This is a genomic window from Microbacterium sp. NPDC087868 (assembly GCF_044900755.1).
Classification (GTDB): Bacteria; Actinomycetota; Actinomycetes; order Actinomycetales; family Microbacteriaceae; genus Microbacterium; species Microbacterium galbinum.
The window spans coordinates 865,198-887,435 of record NZ_JBJDNO010000001.1; the positions used below are offsets into that span (position 1 = coordinate 865,198).

22 protein-coding genes are annotated in these 22,238 nt (G+C 69.1%); 9 read left to right on the plus strand and 13 right to left on the minus strand.

The window, feature by feature from the left end:
- Positions 1 to 39: 39 nt before the first annotated feature.
- From ACI2JZ_RS04325 to ACI2JZ_RS04335, 3 genes are read right to left on the minus strand one after another with little or no spacing between them, the layout of a single operon-like run.
- Positions 40 to 1,344 carry a GNAT family N-acetyltransferase gene (locus ACI2JZ_RS04325; protein ID WP_404596608.1) on the minus strand — a complete coding sequence of 435 codons (1,305 nt, stop codon included), beginning with the start codon at positions 1,342 to 1,344 and terminating at the stop codon, positions 40 to 42.
- A gap of 43 nt (positions 1,345 to 1,387) precedes the next feature.
- Positions 1,388 to 1,633, minus strand: a complete 246-nt coding sequence (locus tag ACI2JZ_RS04330; RefSeq protein ID WP_247622847.1) for an anti-sigma factor — start codon at positions 1,631 to 1,633, stop codon at positions 1,388 to 1,390.
- Positions 1,630 to 2,292 (minus strand): sigma-70 family RNA polymerase sigma factor, encoded by a 663-nt coding sequence (locus tag ACI2JZ_RS04335; RefSeq protein WP_281731228.1) that lies wholly within the window; start codon positions 2,290 to 2,292, stop codon positions 1,630 to 1,632. Before ACI2JZ_RS04335 ends, ACI2JZ_RS04330 begins: the two co-directional genes overlap by 4 nt.
- 50 nt (positions 2,293 to 2,342) lie before the next feature.
- Between ACI2JZ_RS04335 and aroA the strand changes: the two genes are divergently transcribed.
- Genes aroA through bcp form a run of 3 tightly spaced genes read left to right on the plus strand, consistent with a single transcriptional unit; the run spans position 2,343 to position 5,218 of the window.
- A complete protein-coding gene (gene aroA / locus ACI2JZ_RS04340) occupies positions 2,343 to 3,668 on the plus strand; it encodes a 3-phosphoshikimate 1-carboxyvinyltransferase (RefSeq protein WP_404596609.1) in 1,326 nt (441 codons plus the stop codon).
- Positions 3,665 to 4,735 carry a ribosome small subunit-dependent GTPase A gene (gene rsgA, locus ACI2JZ_RS04345; protein ID WP_247622850.1) on the plus strand — a complete coding sequence of 357 codons (1,071 nt, stop codon included), beginning with the start codon at positions 3,665 to 3,667 and terminating at the stop codon, positions 4,733 to 4,735. Before aroA ends, rsgA begins: the two co-directional genes overlap by 4 nt.
- A gap of 9 nt (positions 4,736 to 4,744) precedes the next feature.
- Positions 4,745 to 5,218, plus strand: coding sequence for a thioredoxin-dependent thiol peroxidase (bcp, locus tag ACI2JZ_RS04350; RefSeq protein WP_247622851.1), 474 nt, complete (start codon positions 4,745 to 4,747; stop codon positions 5,216 to 5,218).
- Between the two features lie 6 nt (positions 5,219 to 5,224).
- On the opposite strand, the gene ACI2JZ_RS04355 is transcribed toward bcp, so the two are convergent.
- Complete coding sequence (locus ACI2JZ_RS04355) at positions 5,225 to 5,626, minus strand: hypothetical protein (RefSeq protein WP_404596610.1); 402 nt, start codon at positions 5,624 to 5,626, stop codon at positions 5,225 to 5,227.
- Positions 5,627 to 5,854: 228 nt separating this feature from the next.
- Here ACI2JZ_RS04355 and ACI2JZ_RS04360 point away from each other — a divergent pair, with 228 nt between their 5' ends.
- Positions 5,855 to 6,103 (plus strand): WhiB family transcriptional regulator, encoded by a 249-nt coding sequence (locus ACI2JZ_RS04360; protein ID WP_028503730.1) that lies wholly within the window; start codon positions 5,855 to 5,857, stop codon positions 6,101 to 6,103.
- A gap of 75 nt (positions 6,104 to 6,178) precedes the next feature.
- Here the strand turns inward: ACI2JZ_RS04360 and ACI2JZ_RS04365 are convergent, their stop codons facing one another.
- Positions 6,179 to 7,663 carry a sensor histidine kinase gene (locus tag ACI2JZ_RS04365; protein WP_247622853.1) on the minus strand — a complete coding sequence of 495 codons (1,485 nt, stop codon included), beginning with the start codon at positions 7,661 to 7,663 and terminating at the stop codon, positions 6,179 to 6,181.
- Between the two features lie 24 nt (positions 7,664 to 7,687).
- Positions 7,688 to 8,074 carry an Rv3235 family protein gene (locus tag ACI2JZ_RS04370; protein WP_404596611.1) on the minus strand — a complete coding sequence of 129 codons (387 nt, stop codon included), beginning with the start codon at positions 8,072 to 8,074 and terminating at the stop codon, positions 7,688 to 7,690.
- Between the two features lie 124 nt (positions 8,075 to 8,198).
- Between ACI2JZ_RS04370 and ACI2JZ_RS04375 the strand changes: the two genes are divergently transcribed.
- Entirely contained in the window at positions 8,199 to 8,810 is a 612-nt protein-coding gene (locus ACI2JZ_RS04375; protein WP_404596612.1) for a hypothetical protein, read from the plus strand.
- On the opposite strand, the gene ACI2JZ_RS04380 is transcribed toward ACI2JZ_RS04375, so the two are convergent.
- Positions 8,798 to 9,076: a helix-turn-helix domain-containing protein gene (locus tag ACI2JZ_RS04380; RefSeq protein ID WP_404596613.1), complete on the minus strand. Its 279-nt coding sequence runs from the start codon at positions 9,074 to 9,076 to the stop codon at positions 8,798 to 8,800. The genes ACI2JZ_RS04375 and ACI2JZ_RS04380 overlap by 13 nt on opposite strands.
- 100 nt (positions 9,077 to 9,176) lie before the next feature.
- Here ACI2JZ_RS04380 and ACI2JZ_RS04385 point away from each other — a divergent pair, with 100 nt between their 5' ends.
- Together ACI2JZ_RS04385 and ACI2JZ_RS04390 are read left to right on the plus strand one after the other, a co-directional pair.
- Positions 9,177 to 9,797: an SAF domain-containing protein gene (locus tag ACI2JZ_RS04385; protein ID WP_404596614.1), complete on the plus strand. Its 621-nt coding sequence runs from the start codon at positions 9,177 to 9,179 to the stop codon at positions 9,795 to 9,797.
- Positions 9,794 to 11,038 (plus strand): CpaE family protein, encoded by a 1,245-nt coding sequence (locus ACI2JZ_RS04390; protein ID WP_404596615.1) that lies wholly within the window; start codon positions 9,794 to 9,796, stop codon positions 11,036 to 11,038. Before ACI2JZ_RS04385 ends, ACI2JZ_RS04390 begins: the two co-directional genes overlap by 4 nt.
- Here ACI2JZ_RS04390 and ACI2JZ_RS04395 read toward each other — a convergent pair.
- Positions 10,959 to 12,188: a pyridoxal phosphate-dependent aminotransferase gene (locus ACI2JZ_RS04395; RefSeq protein ID WP_247632490.1), complete on the minus strand. Its 1,230-nt coding sequence runs from the start codon at positions 12,186 to 12,188 to the stop codon at positions 10,959 to 10,961. The genes ACI2JZ_RS04390 and ACI2JZ_RS04395 overlap by 80 nt on opposite strands.
- A gap of 67 nt (positions 12,189 to 12,255) precedes the next feature.
- Positions 12,256 to 15,057 (minus strand): preprotein translocase subunit SecA, encoded by a 2,802-nt coding sequence (gene secA / locus ACI2JZ_RS04400; protein ID WP_247622860.1) that lies wholly within the window; start codon positions 15,055 to 15,057, stop codon positions 12,256 to 12,258.
- Between the two features lie 165 nt (positions 15,058 to 15,222).
- Here secA and ACI2JZ_RS04405 point away from each other — a divergent pair, with 165 nt between their 5' ends.
- Together ACI2JZ_RS04405 and ACI2JZ_RS04410 are read left to right on the plus strand one after the other, a co-directional pair.
- Positions 15,223 to 15,831: a helix-turn-helix transcriptional regulator gene (locus ACI2JZ_RS04405; protein ID WP_404596617.1), complete on the plus strand. Its 609-nt coding sequence runs from the start codon at positions 15,223 to 15,225 to the stop codon at positions 15,829 to 15,831.
- 77 nt (positions 15,832 to 15,908) lie between these two features.
- Complete coding sequence (locus ACI2JZ_RS04410) at positions 15,909 to 17,246, plus strand: hypothetical protein (RefSeq protein WP_247632493.1); 1,338 nt, start codon at positions 15,909 to 15,911, stop codon at positions 17,244 to 17,246.
- 60 nt (positions 17,247 to 17,306) lie between these two features.
- Here ACI2JZ_RS04410 and hpf read toward each other — a convergent pair whose 3' ends face one another.
- From hpf to mtrB, 4 genes are all read right to left on the minus strand, one after another.
- The gene (gene hpf / locus ACI2JZ_RS04415) at positions 17,307 to 17,963 is read right to left on the minus strand and encodes a ribosome hibernation-promoting factor, HPF/YfiA family (protein WP_404596618.1); all 657 of its coding nucleotides are present in this window, start codon (positions 17,961 to 17,963) and stop codon (positions 17,307 to 17,309) included.
- A 94-nt stretch (positions 17,964 to 18,057) separates the two neighbouring features.
- Complete coding sequence (locus tag ACI2JZ_RS04420; RefSeq protein WP_404596619.1) at positions 18,058 to 18,732, minus strand: ComF family protein; 675 nt, start codon at positions 18,730 to 18,732, stop codon at positions 18,058 to 18,060.
- Between the two features lie 99 nt (positions 18,733 to 18,831).
- Positions 18,832 to 20,541, minus strand: coding sequence for an LpqB family beta-propeller domain-containing protein (locus ACI2JZ_RS04425; protein WP_404596620.1), 1,710 nt, complete (start codon positions 20,539 to 20,541; stop codon positions 18,832 to 18,834).
- 11 nt (positions 20,542 to 20,552) lie between these two features.
- On the minus strand, positions 20,553 to 22,235 hold the full coding sequence (gene mtrB / locus ACI2JZ_RS04430) for an MtrAB system histidine kinase MtrB (protein ID WP_247622865.1): 1,683 nt from the start codon (positions 22,233 to 22,235) through the stop codon (positions 20,553 to 20,555).
- Positions 22,236 to 22,238: the final 3 nt, after the last annotated feature.

Sequence of the window (22,238 nt, forward strand, 5' to 3'; positions counted from 1 at the left end):
GACTCCGGTCGGGGGCCCTTCTGCGTACGCTCCGCGCGATCAGTACCAGATGTCGAGCGAGGGCGCGGGAGACGTGAAGAAGGCACGGTCGAGGAGGTCGACGACGGATGCCTCGGCATCGATGAGGCCCGCTCCGGCGAGCGCGGTCGCGCGCACCGCCCCCGCGTACAGCGACGACAGAGCGGCGACGCCGAGGACGGCATCCGGTGCGGCGGATTCCGCCGCTTCGACGGTCGCCACGCCCGAGACGTCGACGTGGAGTCGCCAGTCCCCCGCAGCGAAGCCGAGGGGGTCGTGGATGCGGAGCACGAGATCGACCGGAACCGAGTACTTCCGCGCGCTCAGTGCTCGAGCGACATCCAGCACTCGCAGCCAGCCGTGGTCGTGCACCTCCTGCGTGACGCCACGCTGATCGGCCACCAGCCACGGCAGCGGGTCATCCGCCGTCTGCAGGTCGGCGGTGACCTCGTCGACGAGGTCGTGCTGCAGGGCGAACCGCCACAGCGCTGCACGGGCATCCGCGGTCTCGGCCACCAGCATCCGCACGTTCAGGCCGAATCGGAAGCTGCCGCTGCGATCGGTCACCGTGTACACGAGCACACCGCGGGTCTCGCCGTCGGCATCGACGTGGCGCACACCGCGCACCTTGTCGCGATCGGTCTCGCCCGGGGCGGTACCGGCGAACTGCTCCCATCGCCCCGCCCACCCGCGGATGCGGCCGGCGCGCGTGCGACGGGCCCGTTCGTGGACCGTCGCGAGATCGTCGACGAGCTGCGCGCGCTCGCGGTACTCCAGGCGTCCGGACGGTTCGTGCCCGCCCCATCCCGCCCGCCGGGTGTCGACGGTGAAGCGCACGGCCGGCAACGCCGACCCGAAGCCGTAGCGGCCGTAGATGGTGGCCTCCGACACCGTGAGCCCGGCGATCGCGATCCCCGCGCCGTGGGCGGCGCGCAGCTCGCCCTCGAGGAGGGAACGAGCGACGCCCCGACGCCGATGCGTGGCGGCGACGGTCACCCCGCTGATCGCCCACATCCCGATCTCCGCTCCCCCGGGCACCGTCAAGGGCGTCACCCACGAGTCGATGGTCGCGACCGGGAGGTCGCCGGAGGCCGCGTCGGTCTCGAAGACCCCGGTCGTCCGACGCTGCGAAACGGTCTGCCGGCTATGGGCGAGCGCCTCGGGGGTCGACTCCTCACCGAGGAATCCGCGGCCGACCGCGCGGAGGAAGGGCGTCGCGGCCGCGTCGTCACTCAGATCGACCACGCGATAATCGAGACCCGAACCGTTCAGTCGGTCGCGGGAGGTCGCGTCGGCGGGAATGTCGCGGGCGTCGATGAGCGTCATGCCTCCACCCTACGGGTGGCTGACGACATCGGAGCCCGAGATGTCAGTGCTGCGCGGCCTGCGCCTCACGCAGGCGGGCGAACACCTGATCACGCAGCTCCTCGGGAGCGGTCTCCTTGCAGGCGCGCGCGATGACCTCGGTGAGCGTCTTCGCCACGAGGACCTCATCGCGGCACGACGGGCAGTTCTCGAGGTGCTCTCGGATCTCGGTGTGCTCGGTCTTGCACACCTCGTTGCGGAGGTACTCCTCCAGATCCTGACGCGCTTTGTCGCAACCGCAGTCGCTCATTTCCCGCTCCTCTTCTCAGCCGCGGCGATGCCCCGCTCCGCGGCGTAATCTGCCAGCAGCTCCCGCAGCATCCGTCTGCCACGGTGCAGACGGCTCATCACGGTGCCGATGGGGGTCTTCATGATGTCGGCGATCTCCTGGTAGGCGAAGCCCTCGACATCCGCGAGGTACACCGCCAACCGGAAGTCCTCGGGGACCGCCTGCAGGGCGTCCTTCACGACGGACGCCGGCATGTGATCGATCGCCTCGGCCTCCGCAGACCTGCTGTGCGACGCGGTCGTCGATTCCGCGCCGCCCAGCTGCCAGTCCTCGAGCTCGTCGATCGTGCCCTGGAACGGCTCGCGCTGCTTCTTGCGGTAGATGTTGATGTACGTGTTCGTGAGGATCCGGTACAACCACGCTTTGAGGTTCGTCCCCTGCGAGAAGGTCGCCCACGAGCCGTACGCTTTCACGAACGTCTCCTGCACGAGGTCGGCGGCGTCAGCGGGATTGCGCGTCATGCGCATGGCGGCGGCGTACAGCTGATCCATGAACGGGATCGCCTGTTCCTCGAACTCACGCTGAGAGTCGCTCGAGGTCGCTGCGGTTGCGGTGTCATCCATCACGGGCCAGTCTAGGCCGCTGATGTCCACCGACCCACGCTCCAAGGTCGCCAGCATCCTGCTCTCCTCCTCGGCGGGTACGCCGCCGTTCACTAAGGTGGAAACCGATGAGCGCCAACAGGTATTCCCCTCCCCCCGTCACGGGCGCCTACACCGCGCCGGTTTTCGACGATCCGATCCACGCGACGCTGACGATCCCCGGCTCGAAGTCCCTCACGAACCGTGAGCTCATCATCGCCGCGATCGCCGACGGCCCCGGTCGTCTGATCAGTCCACTGCACTCCGACGACTCCCGCCGGATGGTCGACGCGCTGCGTGCGCTCGGCGTCGGCATCGAGGAGGTGGATGCCGGGGGCGAGTTCGGACCCGACCTCGTCGTCACCCCTGCGAAGCTCTCCGGGGGCACCACGGTCGACTGCGGCCAGGCCGGCACGGTCATGCGGTTCATCGCGCCCCTCGCGGGCCTCGCGGCCCACGACGTGCACCTCACCGCGCACGAGACTGCCCTGCACCGCCCCATGGGCGGCCTGATCAGCGCCCTGCGCGACCTCGGGGTCGACATCGACGACGAGGGCACCTGGGCGCTGCCGTTCACCATCCGCGGGCACGGACGCATCCGCGGTGGACGCGTCGAGATCGATGCCTCCGCCTCGAGCCAGTTCGTCTCGGGTCTGCTGCTCGCCGCTCCGCGCTTCGACGTCGGCCTGCACCTCGTGCACACCGGAGAGCACCTGCCGAGCCTCCCGCACATCGACATGACGATCGAGGCCCTCAGCCGTCGCGGCATCCGCATCGAACGTCCGGCGACCGGGGAATGGCTCGTCGAAGCCGGCGTTCCGCGCGCCAAGGAGATCGCCATCGAACCGGATCTCTCCAACGCCGCCCCGTTCCTCGCGGCGGCGATGGTGACCGGAGGGGCGGTGTCGATCACCGGCTGGCCGGCGCACTCCACCCAGCCCGGAGCGCTGCTGCCCGAGATCCTCCAGGCGATGGGCGCCCACGCCAGCCGGCACGGCGGAGCTCTGACCGTCCGTTCCGGCGGCGTCATCCGCGGCCTCGACCTCGACCTGTCGGCGGCGAGCGAACTCACCCCGACCCTCGTCGGCCTCGCGGCCTTCGCCGACGGCCCCACGACGATCCGCGGGATCGGTCACATCCGCCTGCATGAGACCGATCGGATCGCCGCTCTCATCAACAACCTCCGCGCGCTCGGCGGCGAGGCGGAGGAACTCCCCGACGGTCTGCGGATCATCCCCCGCCCGCTGCACGGCGGCACCTGGGCCGCTCACCACGACCACCGGATGGCGACCACCGGCGCGCTGATCGGGCTCCGGGTGCCCGGAGTGGAGATCGACGACATCGGCACCACCGCGAAGACGCTGCCCGAGTTCACGCTGCTGTGGGAGCGGATGCTGCGAGGCGCGGCCGCGTGAGCTGGCTCGACGGCGACGACGACCTCGAGGACGACTTCGAGGACTACGACGAAAGCGCGATCCGCTCTCGCCCCAATCCGAAGGCGAACAGGCCCCGGACCAAGCGTCGGCCTGCGCACGAGGATGCCGAGATCGGTCGTGTGCTCGGCGTGGATCGCGGCCGCTACTCCGTGCTGCTCGACGAGGACTCCCCGACCGAGCGCACGATCACCGCTGCCCGCGCCCGGGAACTGCGCCGGAACCCCATCGTCACGGGTGACCGGGCACGCGTCGTCGGCGACCTCTCCGGGGAGGACGGCACGCTCGGCCGCATCGTCGGGATCGTCGATCGCACGTCGCTCCTGCGCCGCAGCGCCGACGACACCGATCAGGTCGAACGGGTGATCGTCGCGAACGCCGATCAGATGCTCATCGTCGTCGCGGCCGCCGATCCGGAACCCCGCGAACGCCTCGTCGACCGCTATCTCGTCGCCGCCCTCGATGCCGGCATCCGCCCGCTCCTCGTCGTGACCAAGACCGATCTGGCCGACCCCGCGCACTTCCTGTCGCACTTCGACGGACTCGATCTGACCGTCTTCACCAGTGCCCAGGACGTCATGCCGATCGACGAGATCGGGTCCGCGCTGGTCGGGCACTCCACGGTGTTCGTCGGTCACTCGGGTGTCGGCAAGTCGACGCTCGTGAACGCGCTCGTCCCCACCGCCGGTCGGGCGACCGGGCATGTGAACCAGGTGACGGGACGCGGTCGGCACACGTCGTCGTCGACGGTCTCTCTGCGCTACCAGGGGCCGACCGGCAACGGATGGGTCATCGACACCCCGGGTGTGCGATCGTTCGGCCTCGGGCATGTGAAGCCCGAGAACATCCTCGCGGCCTTCACCGAACTCGCCGAGATCGCGGAGAACTGCCCGCGCGGATGCACGCACCTCGCGGATGCCCCGGACTGCGCCCTCATCGAGGCGGCCGAGCGCGGCGAACTCAGCGAGACGGGCCTCGCCCGCCTGGACTCTCTGCAACGCCTGTTGCAGACGTTCGCCGACAAGGCGGAGCAGGCGACCGGCCGATAGGCTGGACGGGTGACTCAGCGCCTCGAAGCCGGAACGCCCGCCCCCGATTTCACCCTTCTCGACCAGGACGGTACGAGCGTCTCGCTCTCCGATCTGCGCGGCGAGAAGACGGTGCTCTACTTCTATCCGGCCGCGATGACCCCCGGCTGCACCACGCAGGCGTGCGACTTCCGCGACAGCATCTCCTCGCTCCAGGGCGCCGGCTACCGCGTGATCGGCATCTCGCGCGACGAGCCGAAGAAGCTCGCGACCTTCCGCGAGCGCGACGGCCTGACCTTCACGCTTCTGAGCGACCCCGACCACGCCGTGCACAGCGCCTACGGCGCCTGGGGCGAGAAGGTCAACTACGGCAAGGTCATCGAGGGCGTCATCCGTTCCACGTTCGTCATCGACGAGGACGGCGCGATCGCCCACGCCCTCTACAACGTGAAGGCGACCGGACACGTGGCCCGGCTGAGGAAGCTGCTCGGTATCGACGCCTGAGGCGCGTCAGTCGCCCGCGGGCCCGTCGTTCTCGTGCAGCTCGGCCTCGCGCCGCGTGCTCGCGATGAGGAGCACGAACCCGAGCAGTCCCGGCAGACCCGCCCCGAGCACGAACGCCCACGGGATCGGCTGCAGGGTCAGTGACGCGAGAGCGATCACGACCGCGAGGATCTGGAACACCACGCCCCCGGATCGCGCCCACGAGCGCCCCGCGCGGGCACCCCAGGCGAAGGCGAAGAGCGCCGCCGCACCGATCAGGGTGAGCACCATCAGCGCGAAAGCCGTGGGCACGGATGCCGCGTCGCCGGCACCGATCCCCATCAGCTCGATCAGGGCGAAGACCACGAGAGCGGCCCCCTCGGCGGCGAGCACCGCCGCGGCGGCGAGGGCGAGTCCGGGTGCGCGCACGGAGTCTCCTGGGAATCGAGAGTGAATGGCAAAAAGCCTTGATTTCGAAGGTTTCCTGTAACACAATAGAAACAGTCATGTGCTCCCACAGCGGCGTGGGGCGGGCTCTCTGCCCGCATCACACTTCGCGGGCAACCGTCCGCATCTCACACAGGGTAACGGATCCCGAGCCGTCACCCGAATCGAGACATCGCATCGCGATTCTGAAATCCACACCGAGGAGCCCCCATGGACTGGCGCGACAAAGCCGCCTGCCTGACCGTCGATCCCGAGCTGTTCTTCCCGGTCGGCAACACCGGCCCGGCCGTCGACCAGATCGAGAAGGCGAAGACCGTCTGCGCCACCTGCACGGTCACCGAGATCTGCCTGCAGTACGCACTCGAGTCCAGCCAGGATTCGGGTGTCTGGGGCGGCCTCTCCGAAGACGAGCGCCGCGCCCTCAAGCGCCGCGCCGCACGCGCCCGCCGCGCCTCCTGACGCATCACGAAAGCCCCGCCGTCGAGAACTCCTCGTCCGGCGGGGCTTTCGTGTGCCCTCAGCTCCCTCGACGGCTCACTTCTGCAACCACCGCAGCGGAATGTCGATGACCACGGAGGTCCCCTCGCCCTCGCTGCCGCGCCACTCGATCGTGCCGCCGAGCTCGCCCTGGATGAGCGTGCGGATGATCTGCGTGCCGAGGCCCTGACCGATCCGCCCCTCCGGCAGCCCGTGTCCGGTGTCGTGCACCGTGACCCGGAGATTCTCCTCGGTGCGTGCCGCGTCGATCGTGACGAGGCCCTCCTGGCCCGCGAGCCCGTGCTCGACGGCGTTGGTGACGACCTCGGTGAGCGCGAGCGCCAGCGGGGTCGCGTACTCGCTCGGCAGCACGCCGAACCGACCGGTCGACTGCGTCTGCGCCCGTGTGTTCGGAGCGGAGGCGACCTCGGCGACCAGCTTGAGGACGCGATGGAAGACCTCGTCGAAGTCCACCTTCTGGGTCAGTCCCTGGGCGAGCGTGTCATGGACGACCGCGATCGCGTCGACGCGTCGCATCGCCTGGGTGAGCGCATCCCTGGCCTCGTCGGAGTGCGTCCTGCGCGCCTGGATGCGCAGCAGGGAGGCCACCGTCTGCAGGTTGTTCTTGACGCGGTGATGGATCTCGCGGATCGTCGCGTCCTTGGTGATGAGTTCCTGCTCCTGATGACGCAGCTCCGAGACGTCGCGGCAGAGCAGGATCGCGCCGATCCGCGTGCCGTGATCCTTCAACGGAATCGCTCGGAGGGAGACCGTCACCCCACGCGCCTCGATGTCGGTGCGCCACGGCGCCCGTCCGGTCACGACGACGGGGAGCGACTCGTCGACCTGCCGGGAGGGCGGGACGAGACGTGTGGTCACCTCGGCGAGGGACTCGCCCTCGAGCTCGTCGTCGAATCCCATGCGGTTGAACGCGGACAAGGCGTTCGGGCTCGCGAACGTGGTGATGCCGTCGACGTCGATGCGGATCAGACCGTCCGAGGCACGGGGAGCGCCGCGGCGCGGCGAGGTCGGAGCCGCGAGATCCGGGAAGCTGCCGTCGGCGATCATCCGGAACAGATCGTTGGCGCAGTCGTCGAACGTGATCTGCTGACGGGAGGGCGTGCGCGCCTCACCGAGGTTCGTGTGCCGGGTGACGACACCGATGACGGACGGTGGCACGTCGCCCGAGCGCCGCGCGTTCACGATCGGCACGGCGCGCACCCGCGTGGGCGTCTCCTCGAACCAATCGGGTGAGGACGAGTCCACGATCTCCGCGGTGTCGAACGCCCCCTGCACCTGGGTACGCCACTGCGGACGCACGCGCTCCCCGACGATGTCCCGGTAGAAGAGGGTCGCCGCGCCGCTCGGGCGGGCATGGGCCACCGCGATGAAGGAGCCGTCGTCGGTCTGCACCCAGACGACGATGTCGGCCGATGAGAGATCGGCGAGCAGCTGACCGTCCCCGGCCAGGCGATGCAGCCACTCGACATCGCCGTCGTTCAGACGGCCCTGGGCATGGGCGAGATCAGTGAGGGTCGACACCCCACCAGCCTACGGTCCTTCGCTCTAGAGGATCGCCAGCGACGTCGCGCGCCAGCGCCGATCCAACCCCTCCAGGCGCACGGCGACGGCACGCGTGCGTCCGGGGCCTGCCACGATGACGACCGCTTCGATCACGCTGTCGACGGGAGCGGAGATGCGCAGGGAACGGATCTCGAAGGTGGGGCGGGCCGGCACCACTCCACGTGCGCTGCGCGCCCGTGCCGAGAGGTTCGATCGCGTGACCAGGCTGCGGTAGGCGTCTTCACTGAACCATCGAGCGAGCTGATCGACCTCCCGCACACCGGCGAGCACCTCGAGCACACCCTGGGTGAGGCTGCGCAGCAGCGGGGCCGGATCGGGCAGCTCGACGGTCGGGGTCGGCTGCCGCGCGAAGTACTCATGAAGCGTCATCGTCACACTCTCAGTCGGGGAACGCGAGCCAGTAGAGCACGCGGAAGCCCGCGCGCAGGGCCCTTCGACAGAGGTATGTGGATAACTCGTATGTCGCCCTTCGCCCTCCCCTACGCTCGATCCGATGAACTGGGACAGGCTGTTTGAGGACCTCGAGGGTCAGCTCGCGTCGGAGTGGGAGGCGGAGCGCGTCGCTCTCGATGCGGAGTCGGAGCGTGTGCGCATCTCACAGCTCGCGCTGCGAACGCGCCTGCGTGCGATGAGCGCACGGCGTGCGTCGATCGTGATCGAGCTCGCGAACGGGCGACGGATGCCGGTGATCCTGCGCACCGTGGGCGCCGACTGGCTCGCGGCCGAGATTTCCACCGCGCTCGGTGCTCTCGCCTCCCGGTCGATGCTCGTCGTCCCCCTGCGCGCGATCCAGAGCCTCGGCAGCGATCACGGAATGCTGTTGAGCAGTCTCGAAGAGGACGCCGATCCCCCCAGCATCCTGCGCGAGAGGATGACCCTCGGGTTCGTGCTCCGCGACCTGGCGCGCCGACGCGTCGCGCTCCACGTCAGCACCACGAGGGGCGACGACGTGCACGGGACCATCGATCGTGCGGGCGCCGATCACCTCGATCTCGCTGTGCACGATGCGGGCACCGCGAGACTGGCGAGTGCGGTGCAGAGCTTCCGGATCGTGCCCTTCGAGGCCCTGGTCGCCATCCGGCTCGCCGGCGATCAGCGTCTGTGAGCGGTGGAGGCTCCCCAGATCTCGGGGAAGCTCGCCTCCTGTGACTGACGCCAGAGCGCCATCCGACGGGAATCCTCCGACTGCGCGGCCAGATACCCCTCGATACTCGATTCCTCGATGCGCCATCGTGGGGGGACACCGAGCTGAGCGCCACGCAGACGTCCGGCCAGGACGAGCTCGATCACCTCGTCGATCTCGACGCTCAACAACTCCGCCACCTGCGCGGGGGCGAGGTAGCGCGGAGCGACGCGAGACGGATCGGGCATGCACCCATTCTGCCCCGCACGGCATCCGCACCGCGTCCGGGCATCGCCGTTGTGGATAACTCTCGGACCGTTTCGCGGATATCTGTGAGCATGGGTCGCCATGAGCACTTTCTCTCGGCCGCGTCGCGCCTTCTGGGGCGACCTCCGCTTCCTCATCGGCATCGCCCTCGTCGGGGTCTCCATCACCGGAGTGTGGCTGATCGTGTCCTCCGCGGACTCCGCGACGCCGATCCTGCAGGCCGACCGCACGATCATCCAGGGCGAGGCGATCACCGCCGCGGACTTCCGCGTCGTCGACGTCTCCCTCGGAGCGCTGACCGACGACTATCTGCAGCCCCAGGATCTCGAATCCGGCCAGGTCGCCGCTCGGACCATCGCGGAGGGCGAACTCGTCCCGCACACGGCATCCGGGAGGGCCGACGACAGTCGGAGCACCACGCTCGTCATCGAGAGCAGCATCAGCATCCCCGAGGGCGTCGACGCGGGCATGGTCGTCGAGCTCTGGCAGGCGCCGCTGCTCGAGGACGGCCGCACGCATGACGCGCCGCGCATCCTCGTCGCCGATGCGATCGTGGCGGAGGTGCTCGATTCCGAGGGGATGCTCTCCGCTTCGCGCAGCGCCGTCGAGATCGTGGTCGACCGCGCCGCTGTCGCCGACGTGCTCGCAGCGATCTCGGGCGGCGCAGCCCTCTCGGTCGTGCCGGTCGGTGCGGGGTCATGACGGGACTGATCCTCGCCGTCGAGGAGCCGCGCGCGAGCGCTCTCGCCCGCGAGCTCGAACTCGAGGGCGAGCACATCATCGCGATCGTCTCGGCGACCTCGGCGACGACGCTCCTCTCCGGCGCCCAGGCGCTCGTGATGCCCGCGAGCCGAGAAACCCTCACGCCCGAGCTGGTGTCGGCCTGTGACCGGGCGGGCGTACGGATCCTCGCCCTGGGCGGTGCGGAGAGTCGCCTGCTCCAGAAGTTCGGCATCGGGCCCGGGTTGCCCGTCGATGCCACCGGCTGGCAGATCTCACGCGCGCTCCGGACACCCGCAACGATCCAGGACCGCGCGCGCGGCGACCTCCCGCATCGTCTGATCGCCGTGTGGGGGCCGCACGGCTCCCCCGGACGCTCGACCGTTGCGATGCTGCTGGCCGTCGAACTCGCGCGTCTCGGTCGACGCACCGCCCTCGTCGACGCCGACACCGTCGCGCCCTCCCTCGCGCTGCTCCTGGGTCTCGGCGATGACGCTCCCGGGATCGCCGCCGCCTGCCGCCGTGCCGAGCTCGGCGGGCTCGACAGCGCGGAACTCACCCGCCTCGCCACCGTGGTGCCGACGAGCGCCGGAGACCTCGATGTGCTCCCCGGCATCAATCGCCCCAGCCGATGGCCGGAACTCTCGGCCTCCCGCCTCACCCGTGCCCTGCAGACCTGCCGGGAATGGACCGAGGAGACCGTCATCGATGTGGCGGGTTCGTTCGATGCGGACGAAGAAGCCACGTACGACGTTCTCGGCCCCCGCCTGCACGCCGCCACGACGGCCGCCCTGAACGAGGCGGATGCGATCATCGCCGTCGCGTCGGCGGACCCCCTCGGCGTCAGCCGATTCCTCCGCGACTACGCCGAGCTGCGCAACCTGACGACGCCGACGCCGGTCACCGTCGTCGTCAATCAGGTTCGCCCGGGGCCCCTGGGCCTGGATGCCCGCGGGCAGATCCGGAACACGCTCGATCGGTTCGCCGGCATCACCGATCCGCTGTTCCTTCCGCACGACCAGCGCGCGGCGGACGCCGCTCTCCTGCACGCCCGACCGATGTCGGATCTGACCCCGCGATCAGCACTCGTCGCCGGCGCGCGGCGCCTGGCGGCCGTGCTGGCCCCGGGCGCCGCGCCGACGATTAGTTCTGCCGATAGCTCGCGAGGAAGTTCCCGAGCCGCTCGACTGCTTCGCTCAGCACGCGCGGCTCGGGGAGCGTGACGATGCGGAGGTGATCGGGAGTCGGCCAGTTGAACCCGGTGCCCTGCACGAGGAGGATCTGCTCGGAGACCAGCAGGTCGTACACCAGTCGCGCGTCGTCGCGGATCTCGTGCACGTTCGGATCGAGTCGCGGGAACGCGTAGAGCGCACCCTCGGGCTTGACGCACGATACGCCGGGGATCGACTCGAGACCCTGCCAGGCCACATCGCGCTGCTCGTGCAGCCGCCCGCTCGGCGCGATCAGCGCGTCGATAGACTGCACTCCCGACAACGCCGCCTGCACCGCATGCTGCGAGGGCACATTCGGGCACAGACGGGTGGAGGCGAGGAGGGTGATGCCCTCGAGGAAGCCCTTCGCGTGCTGCTGCGGCCCGGTGATGACGAGCCAACCCGAGCGATACCCGGCCACACGGTAGGTCTTGGACAGACCGTTGAAGGTCAGGCAGAGCAGGTCGGGCGCAAGCGTCGCGGTCGGGATGTGCACCGCGCCGTCGAAAAGGATGCGGTCGTAGATCTCGTCCGAGAGCAGCAGCAGCTGGTTCTCCCGCGCGATCTGCACGAGCCCCTCGAGGACCTCGCGGGAGTAGACGACACCCGTGGGGTTGTTCGGGTTGATGATCACGAGCGCCTTGGTGCGCGGCGTGATCTTCGAGCGGATGTCCTCGAGGTCCGGCTGCCAGCCGTTGTCCTCGTCGCAGAGGTAGTGGGTCGGCGTCCCTCCGGCCAGGCTCGTCATCGCGGTCCAGAGCGGATAGTCCGGCGCCGGGATCAGCACCTCATCGCCCTCGTCGAGAAGCGCCTGCATGGTCATCGTGATGAGCTCGGAGACGCCGTTCCCGAGGAAGACGTCCTCCGGTCCGAAGCGCGGGAAGTCCTCGATCTCCTCGTAGCGGCTGACGACCGCGCGGCGCGCCGAGACGATGCCCTTGCTGTCGCTGTACCCGTGTGCGGTCGGCAGTGCGGCGAGCATGTCCTGGACGATCTGCTGCGGCGCATCGAAGCCGAAGATCGCAGGATTTCCGGTGTTCAGCTTGAGGATCTTGTGACCCTCTGCTTCCAATCGCGCCGCCTCGACGAGGGCGTTTCCGCGAATCTCGTACAGGACGTTCTTGAGCTTCGACGACTGGTCGAAGTGGCGCGTTGGTGTCATCGCCCAAGCCTACAGGGACGAAAAGAGGGCCAATCCACATGGACTGGCCCTCTTCTCCGGGTGAGATCTACTTCTTCTTCTTGCCCTGCGCCCGACGCTGCTCGCGGTTGCCGGCGGCCGGAGCCGGAGCATCCGTGCGCTGGCCGAATGCTCCGCGCGGGGCCTCCTCGGGCTCGGCCTGCGGTGCCTGCGTGCGCGCGGCGGCCTGCCGCAGGCGGTCGGTCGCCGCCTGCTGGACCTGACCGCGATCGTTGCGGACCTCGACCTCGCCGGCGTCGTTGGCGGCCGAGTACTCCAGACGCTGTTCGGTGGCTCCCTCGGCGAGACCCTTCGCCTCGACCTCGGTCACCTGCGAGTCGCCCGCACGGCGCACCTCGACCTCGAGGTTGTAGAGGTAGCCGACGGACTCCTCCTTGATCTGTCCCATCATCGACTGGAACATCGCGTACCCCTCGCGCTGGTACTCGATGAGCGGGTCGCGCTGAGCCATCGCCCGCAGTCCGATGCCGTCCTTGAGGTAGTCCATCTCGTAGAGGTGGTCGCGCCAGCGACGGTCGAGAACCTGCAGCACCACGCGTCGCTCGAGCTCGCGCGTCGCCGCCTCGCCGAGCGTCTCCTCGCGGGCCTCGTACGCGATCTTCGCGTCGGAGAGCAGTTCGCGGGTCAGTCCGTCCGCGGTGATGCCACCCTTGCGACCGGCCGCCTCGGAGACGACCTCGTCGATCGTGACACTCACGGGGTACAGGGTCTTGAGCTCGGTCCACAGAGCGTCGAAGTCCCAGCTCTCGTTGTGGCCCTCGCCCGTGTGATCGCGGACGACGCCGCTGATGGCATCCTCGATGAAGTGCTGCACCCGACCGGCGATGTCATCGCCCTGGAGGATGTGCCGGCGATCGGCGTAGATGGCCTCGCGCTGACGGTTGAGGACGTCGTCGTACTTCAGGACGTTCTTGCGCATCTCGGCGTTGCGCGCCTCGACCTGCGACTGCGCGCTGCGGATGGCACGCGAGACCAGACCCGATTCGATCGGCACGTCGTCGGGGAAGTTCGTGCGCGAGAGGATCGCTTCGGCGGCCCCCGACTGGAAGAGGCGCATGAGGTCGTCGGTGAGGCTGAGGTAGAACCGGCTCTCGCCCGGGTCGCCCTGACGGCCGGAACGACCACGCAGCTGGTTGTCGATTCGACGCGACTCGTGCCGTTCGGTTCCGAGGACGTAGAGACCGCCGGCTTCGGTGACCTTCTCGCCCTCCTCTGCGACGATGCCCTTCATCGACTCATAGGTCTCGTCCCAGGCCGCTTCGTACTCCTCGGGCGTCTCGACAGGGTCGAGGCCCTTCGACTTGAGCTCTTGGACCGCGAGGAACTCGGCGTTTCCACCGAGCATGATGTCGGTACCACGACCGGCCATGTTCGTCGCGACCGTGACCGCTCCCAGACGTCCGGCGCGGGCGACGATCTCGGCCTCGCGCGCGTGGTTCTTCGCGTTGAGCACCTCGTGCTTCACGCCCTTCTTCGCGAGCAGACGCGAGAGGTATTCGCTCTTCTCGACGCTCGTCGTACCGACCAGGACCGGCTGACCTGCGGCGTGGCGCTCGGCGATGTCCTCGACGACCTGAGCGAACTTCGCGGTCTCGTTCTTGTAGACCAGATCGGGCTGGTCCTTGCGGATCATCGGCCGGTTCGTCGGGATCGGGATCACGCCGAGCTTGTACGTCGACATGAACTCCGCGGCCTCGGTCTCGGCCGTACCGGTCATACCGGCGAGCTTCTCGTAGAGACGGAAGTAGTTCTGCAGGGTCACGGTCGCGAGCGTCTGGTTCTCGGCCTTGACCGGCACCGCTTCCTTCGCCTCGATCGCCTGGTGGATGCCCTCGTTGTAGCGGCGTCCGACGAGGATTCGACCGGTGTGCTCGTCGACGATCATGACCTCGTCGTTCATCACGACGTAGTCGGTGTCCTTCTTGAACAGCGCGAGCGCCTTGATCGAGTTGTTCAGGAACGAGATGAGCGGGGTGTTCGCCGACTCGTAGAGGTTGTCGATGCCGAGGTAATCCTCGACCTTCTCGATGCCGGGTTCGAGCACTCCCACGGTGCGCTTCTTCTCGTCGACCTCGTAGTCGACGCCCACCTCGAGGGTACGGGCGATCTTCGCGAACTCGGCGAACCAGCGGTTGGCCTCGCCGGAGGACGGACCGGAGATGATGAGCGGGGTGCGGGACTCGTCGATGAGGATCGAGTCGACCTCGTCGACGACGGCGAAGAAGTGCTCGCGCTGGACGAGGTCCTCCTTGCGCCATGCCATGTTGTCGCGCAGGTAGTCGAAGCCGAACTCGTTGTTCGTACCGTAGGTGATGTCTGCGGCGTACTGCTCGCGGCGCACGGCCGGGGTCTGGCCCGAGACGATGATGCCCGTGGTCATGCCGAGGGCGCGGTACACGCGTCCCATCAGCTCGGCCTGGTAGCTCGCGAGGAAGTCGTTGACCGTGATGACGTGGACGCCCTTGCCGGCGATCGCGTTGAGATAGGCGGGGAACGTCGCGACGAGCGTCTTTCCTTCACCCGTCTTCATCTCGGCGATGTTGCCGAGGTGGAGCGCGGCGCCACCCATGATCTGCACGTCGTAGGCGCGCATGCCGAGCGTGCGCTTGGCCGCCTCGCGGACGGCGGCGAACGCCTCGGGCATCAGCTGGTCGAGCGTCTCGCCCTTCTCGAAACGTGCACGCAGTTCGGCGGTCTCGTTGCGCAGCTCGTCGTCGGTGAGCTTGGAGATGTCCTCTTCCAGCGCTCCCACGGCTTTGACCACCTGGTTCAGGCGGCGGATGACCCGCCCCTCGCCGGCGCGCAGCAGCTTCTCAAGAGGATTGGCCACGGATGTCATCTCCCTGTTGGTGGGTAAAGTGCCGGCGCACGACGGAGCGTGCCCCAGGCATATGTTGTCATGTTACCGGGCCGTGACCTCCACGTCGCCTGCATGGCCGCGCTCCCACGCTTTTCCAGGTATGCATATGCTGGGAAAACACTTCAGGAGGTGGCGATGTCCGTTCGGCAGAGTCTGCTCGCGATCCTCGACCAGGGGCCGTGCTACGGCTACCAGCTGCGGCACGAGTTCGATCGACGCACGGGGTCGCGCTGGCCGCTCAACGTCGGCCAGATCTACAACACGCTCGAACGACTCGAGCGGGACGGGCTCGTCACGAGACTCGATGCGGATGCCCAGGGCCACATCTACTGGCAGATCACCGCCGACGGATCGGCCGAGGTCGCGCGATGGCTCTCCTCCCCCGTCGTCCGCACGACCGCCGTCCGCGACGAGGTCGCGATCAAGCTGGCCGTGGCGGCCACACTGCCCGGCGTCGACGCGCGTGCGGCCATCCGGGCGCAGCGCGCCGAGACGCGGGGGAACCTGGTCCGCCTGCGCGCGGAGGCGACGAACATCGGGGATGCGGACGACGCCGAGCAGCTCGCCCGCTCGCTCGTCATGGACTCCCTGATCTTCGCGGCGGAGGCGGAGGATCGCTGGCTCACCCATCTCGAGGAGCGGCTCGCGGCGCACCCCCGGCACGCCCTCGCCCTCGGCCTCACGCAGGAGCGCCCCAAGCGCGGTCGCCCGTCGAAGAGCACCGGCGACGCGGTGCTGATCTGAGGCATTGCCGCGAAACCCGCGTTCGCCTGGAGCGGATGCACAGGCATCCGCTCGTCCGTGGAAAGTAGGATCGGGTCATGGCAGGTATCTGGGGCAGACGCAAACGCGAACAGGAAGCCCTCGCGGTCCAGGACGCAGATCTCGCACGCCGGGCGGAGCAGGCACTCGTCTCCGCCGATGAGCGGATTCGATCGACATCCGACGAGCTGGCGTTCGCCGAAGCCGAGCTCGGGGAATCCCTGACCGGCGATCTGAAGAAGGCACTCGCCGCCGTCCGCACCCACCTGCGCGAAGCGTTCCAGTTGCACCAGCTCAACCACGACGAGATCCCCGACACCCCGGAGGAGCTGCGCACGCGCAACGCGCGCATCATCCAACTGTGCGACTGGGCGCAGGATCTCCTCGACGAGAAGACCACCGTCCTCGCCGAGTCGGTCGCGAAGGTGCGGCGGGCACCCGAGGTGATCGCCAAGGTGCGGGCGGATGCCGAGACTCTCAGTGCGCGCATCCCGGCGACGACCGCCACGATCGAGCGTCTTTCCTCCCGCTACGCCCCCTCGGCGATGACGCAGATCACCGCGAGCGCGCGCGAGGCCGAGCAGCTCATCGCCTTCGCTGTGCACGGGGCATCGGTCTCGGAGCGTCGCCGCGCCGCCAAGCAGAACGAGGAGGCGAATCTCGCGCTCGAGACCGCCACCGAGGCGACCCGACGCGCCGCCACCCTGCTCGACGCCGTCGAGGATTTCGAGATCGAAGCGCTGCGCGCGGAGTCCACTCTGGCCGAGGTCATCGCCGACTCACGCGGCGACCTGATCGCCGCGCGCAACGCACCGCAGGTTCCCGCGGTCGCCGCCGCGGTCTCCGCCCTCCAGGAAGCGCTGAGCGCTCTCACCCCCTCGGGAACTCCGAACGATCCGTTCGCCGAACTCTCTCGCCTGCGCGACGCGAACACCGGCCTCGACGAGGCGATCGCGACCGCCGAGCACCGTGCCGCCAACCCGCTCCCCTCTGTCGCCCAGGTGCAGCACGCCATCGATGACGCCGACCGCCAGCTCGGAGTCGCCCGCGGTCTGATCTCCGGCCACCGCGGGTGGATCGGCGCCGACGCCCGCACGCGCCTTGCCGAATCCGAGCGGCTGCGGGTGGATCTGAACGACCTCCTGCCCGCCGAAGAGACGCGCGAGCAGGCGCTCCTCGTCGCGCGACGCGTGGCGCACCTCGCGTCCGAGGCGCTCCAGCTCGCGCAGCGCGATATCGACTCCTCCCGCCCGCAGGATCAGGGCTGGGGCGGCGACGGCGGATGGGGCGGCGGCGGTTGGGGCGGCGGCGGCCGACGCGGAGGGGGCGGCGACATCGCCTCCGGCATCCTCGGCGGCCTCGTCATCGGCAGTCTCCTCGACGGCATCTTCGACTGACGCTCCGCACACGAGAAAAGCGGCCCGGTCCCCTCTCGGGGCCGGGCCGCTTCCGTGCTATCAGGAGGCGAGAGCCTCAGCAGGCGGGGCCTGCGCGCTCAACGCGATGACACCGTAGTCCCAGCCCTTGCGGCGGTAGACCACGCTCGGGTGATCGGTACGAGCGTCGACGAACAGGAAGAAGTCGTGTCCGACCAGTTCCATCCGGTCGACGGCCTCTTCGACCGTCATCCACTCGGCATCGAAGTTCTTCGTGCGGATGACGACGGGCGAGTAGGCCTCCTCCTCGTCGTTCTGCACCGGGATGTTGCCGGTGGCCACGGCCCGCAGGACGTCGACGGATGCCGGCTCGACATCGATCCCCTCGAGGGCGCCGCTGCCCTTCTCGAAGTGCGCGCCGCGAGGGTGCTGCCGCCCATCGACTCGCTTCTCCTTGGCACGGCGCAACTGCTCGGCCATCTTGTCAACCGCGAGGTCGAGTGCGACGAACTTGTCGCCGTCGGTCGCCTCGGCACGGACGACCGGGCCCTTGCTCACCAGCGTGAGCTCGACGGTCTCCTCCGGCACCTGACCGTTGCGGTAGACCCGGTGGGTGACCTTCACATCCAGTCGTTGCGCGCGAGCCGCGAATGTCTGGATCCTGGCGATCTTCTCTTCGACAACGGTTCGGAAGCGATCGGTGATACCCACTCCGACGCCAACGATGCTCGTTTCCATTGCTGCCTCCTTGTCCCGGTCCTCCCGGCCAAGGGCGGACCGTGGTCGCCTTGTGACCCCCCACGCTAGTCCGCTTGGGAGCGGATGTCACGGGTCACTTCCTCCGTGTCGTGGAAGAGTCTCCGATGAGTCTCCCGTGACGCGGCGTGGCGGCGAGCGCGACGGCACCGACGACCTTATAGCCCGCCTCGGTGAGCGCTCGCGCGGCCTCGTCGAGCGTCGCCCCGGTGGTCACGACATCGTCCACCACCAGCACGGGAGCACCGCCGCCACGCCGACGGGCGGTCATGCTGCGCCGGACGTTCGCGGCTCGCGCCCGGGCATCGAGGCCGCGCTGATCCGCCCGACGTGCGACTGCCCGCAGCAACGAGGCCGGAGCGGCACCGGCTCTGCGCAGCAGCAGCTCCGGCACCCGATAGCCCCGTCTCCGGAAGGCCGACCCCGACGTAGGCACCGGCACGACATGACGCACGTCCGCCACCAGCGGCGCCAGCACCCCGGCGAGCGCGGCGCCGAGCGGGGCCGCGAGCAGAGTCTCGCCCTCGCCTTTCAGCCGCCGGATGCACCGTGCGGCGACACCCGTGAAATCCAGAGCCGCCCGCACCTCGAGTCCGCCCGGCGTGCGCACCGTCCGGGGCACGGGGCGCAGCTCGGCACGGCACCCTGCGCAGAGCACCGTCCCTCCTGCACTGCAGCCCGCACACGATGCGGCAAGGAGGAAGGCGAGCAGTTCATCCCCGAGGGATGCGAGGTTCGAGATCGCAGGCATCCGTCGATCTTCACGCGCCGACGGCGGATCGTCCTCCCGGACGCCCACGTTTCGGAACAGGACAGGGCTGTCCCACGCCGGTGCAGGAAGAGAGGGGCGTCACTGCCCCGCGCGCGTGGCCAGCACGCGTACGCCGGTCGCGACCTCTCGCCACGCCGATCCGGCGTGCGCGAGGAGGGCGCCGTCTGTCGACAGCACCCGCACGCCCGATACGGTCCTGGCGCCGGAGAGCGCGGTCGCGCCGGTCGGGGCGGATTCGACCGTCGCGGTCCCGCCGACCACCTGGGTGAGCAGGTCGGGACTCGGCGAGTCCGCCAGCACCGCCAGGCGGTAGTCGCCGACCCAGACCAGTCCCTGCACATCGCCGTCGACACGGGTCTGCTGCTTCATCGGTCCCAGCTCGGTCGGAAGACCGCTCTCATCACGCACGACCGCGGCGACCACGACCCAGCGCTGACTGCCCACCTCGATCACCGCGGCGATCCTCGAGCCGTCCGCCGATACCCGCATCTGCAGCACGGCCGAGGCGTCGGGCCACGCGTTCGCCACGGGATGCGACATCCGGTCGCTGCCCCAGACGAGCACGTCGGTGGGACTCGCCGTCGGCACCGTCCAGGTGTAGCCGTACGGATCGAGCGACGGAGCGATGAGACCGCCCCGCACATCGGGTTCATCGAGTCGGCCGTCGCCGACCAGATACGCGCGTCCATCGACGAGCTGGACCACCGCCATCCCGTCGTCCGCCGCGACGTCGATCGCGGCGATCGGCTCCGGGATGCTCAGGATCTCGTCGCTGAGTCCGTCGATCGGGGAGACCTCGTCTCCCACGATGGTGCCGAATGCGCTGTCGGTGAGCACGAGCGGCCCGGATTCCTGCGGGGGCACGACGACGTTCACGACCCCCGCGTCGAGCGTGCGACCGTCGACCGTGAACCGCACCTGCGACACGTGCACCCCCGATGCGCGCAGGGTCTCCTGCAGTTGCGTGCGCATCCGGGCGAGCGTCTGCGTCTCGAGAGCCGCGGCCGGGCGGGTCAGGGCGACTTCCGCCACCTGATTGGCGTTGATCGGCACGGCATCCTGCGCGAGCTGCACATCGGCGGGGAAGGCCGTCTGCACGGCGGGCTCGAGCCACGAACTCGGCGACCCGCTGATCAGAGCCTGCACCACGGTCGTCGCGATGCTCGTGCGACGCGGGAACCAGCGCACATCCGGCACGAGTCGCGACCAGGTGCGGTCGAAGTACTGGAGGGGATACCCCTCGAACACCGTCGAGAAGCGCTCTTCATCGATGACGATGCCATCGGGCGCCTGCGAGATGCGCCACTCCCCCGCATCGGTGCGCTCCAGGGCGAACGCGAGGTTCGCCGGCCCCGCCGCCGAGGAGTACTCCCCGGAGGAGTCGACGCTCGCCACCTGGTCGAGCTGCACCTGCACGTCTGCGGCATCCGCGTCGTCGACGTCCTCGTCCAGCACCGAGGAGGATACGGCCCGGTCCGTGGCGGAGGCGTCGACGGCCACACCCGTGCTGGGGCGCCAGGACCGCTGCATGTCGGGAGTGAGGAACCGGCGGGCGATCTCCCAGTTCTCGGCCGGTGTGATCGCCGCCTCCATGAAGCCCTCGACGATCTCCCGGGGGCCCGCGCCCGGCGCGGGGCCGGAGGCGAGAGGGAGGAAGTCCGCGTCGTCGGGCGACTCGCCCAGCTCCAGGCCCACGTTCACGTCACCGGAAGTCGGCAGACCGGTGCACGCGGTGAGCAGCACCAGGCTCGCTGCGGCGAGCGCGATGCCCCGCAGGAGGTTCCTCATCCGTGCAGTACTCACGGGGCCTCACCCCCGTCGAGCATCTCGCGTCGCACGTCCGTGAGCGAGAGAGGCTGCGTGGCATCGCCGAGTTCGGCGAGGGAGTCCTGGGGTTCGACGGAAACAGGGCTCGGCCCGTCGAGCGTCGTGCCGTGGCGAGGAAGGGTGAGCACGAAGTTGGTGCCGGCGCCGAGCTCCGACCACACCGACAGGGTGCCCCCGTGGAGCGTGGCATCGCCGAGCGCGATCGACAGCCCGAGTCCGGTGCCCCCGATGGTGCGCTGACGCGACGGATCGGCGCGCCAGAACCGGTCGAACACGCGTTCGGCATCGGTCGGGTCCATCCCCAACCCGAAGTCGCGCACCCCGGCGGCGACCGCGTGCTGGTTGCTGTCGACGGTGACGACGATAGGACGCCCCTCGCCGTGTTCGATCGCGTTGCCGATGAGGTTGCGGAGCACGCGGCGCACCCGACGCGGATCCATGTCGACCGGGGAATATCCCCCCGGAGCGACGAGCCGCAGCTCCGTGCCGTGACCGTCGGCGAGAGGACGCATCTGCTCGATGACGTCCTCGGCGACGTGCGCGAGACTCGTCGCCTCCAGCTCGAGCTGCACCGACCCTGCGTCGTATCGGCTGATCTCGAGGAGGTCCGACAGCAATGTCTCGAAGCGCTGCACCTGGGCGTGCATGAGCTCGGCCGCCCGCGCCGTGACCGGGTCGAAGTCCGCACGCTGATCGTTGAGCATGTCGGCGGCGAGACGGATCGTCGTCAGCGGCGTGCGAAGCTCGTGCGAGACGTCGGACACGAACCGCTGCTGCACCATCGACAGCTCCCCGAGCTCCTTGATCTGCGCCTCGATGCTGTCGGCCATCGCATTGAACGAGCGGCCCAGCGTCGCGAGTTCGTCCTCACCGTGCACTTCCAGGCGCACGGCCAGATCGCCCGAGGCGAGTCGCGCACTCGTCTCCGCCGCCTGGATGATCGGCGTCGAGACCGTGCGCAGGACGATCCACGAGATGGCCGCGACGATGGCGACCAGGCCGATCCCCGCGATCCAGAGAGTCCGCTGCACGAACACGAGGGTCTGGTCGGCATCCGAGAGGTCGTATGCGAAATAGATCTCGAAGGGGCCCGCCTCGGGTACGACGACCTGCTGCCCGACGATGATGCCCGGCACCTCTCCCCCGCCTTCGACGGGGAGGGCGACCGACTGCCAGGCCTGGCGGTCGTCGAATTCCACGACGCGTGCGCGGAGGCCGTCGCTGAGCAGGCTCGCGCTGAGTCCGGCCGTGAAGCCGTTGAGGCGGACGCCGTTCGCATCGGCGTCGATCCGGATGCCGGTGAGCTGATCGGCGTTCGAGTTCTGCGCGAATCCGGCCTGGATCGTGTTCCACAGGTCGGCGAGGGCTGCCGGGTCGTCTCCGACCTCGGCGACGTCGAGCGTGCTCTGGGCGACGTCGACCGCGCGTCGGGCGTCTTCGAGCGCTTGGTTCTTGCGTGAGACGAAGAGGTCGTTCTGGATCACGAGCGCCATGGTGACGCAGGTGATGAGGATCGCGAGGGAGGTCGCGAGCAGGGTCACCGCAAGGGTGCGGAACCGCAGCGATCTGCGCCACAGGGATCCCAGAACCGTCGGCCAGCCGCGCCAATCGCGCAGGACGGCGACCGCCGTGGTGGTGGCTGTCGTCACGGCCATGGG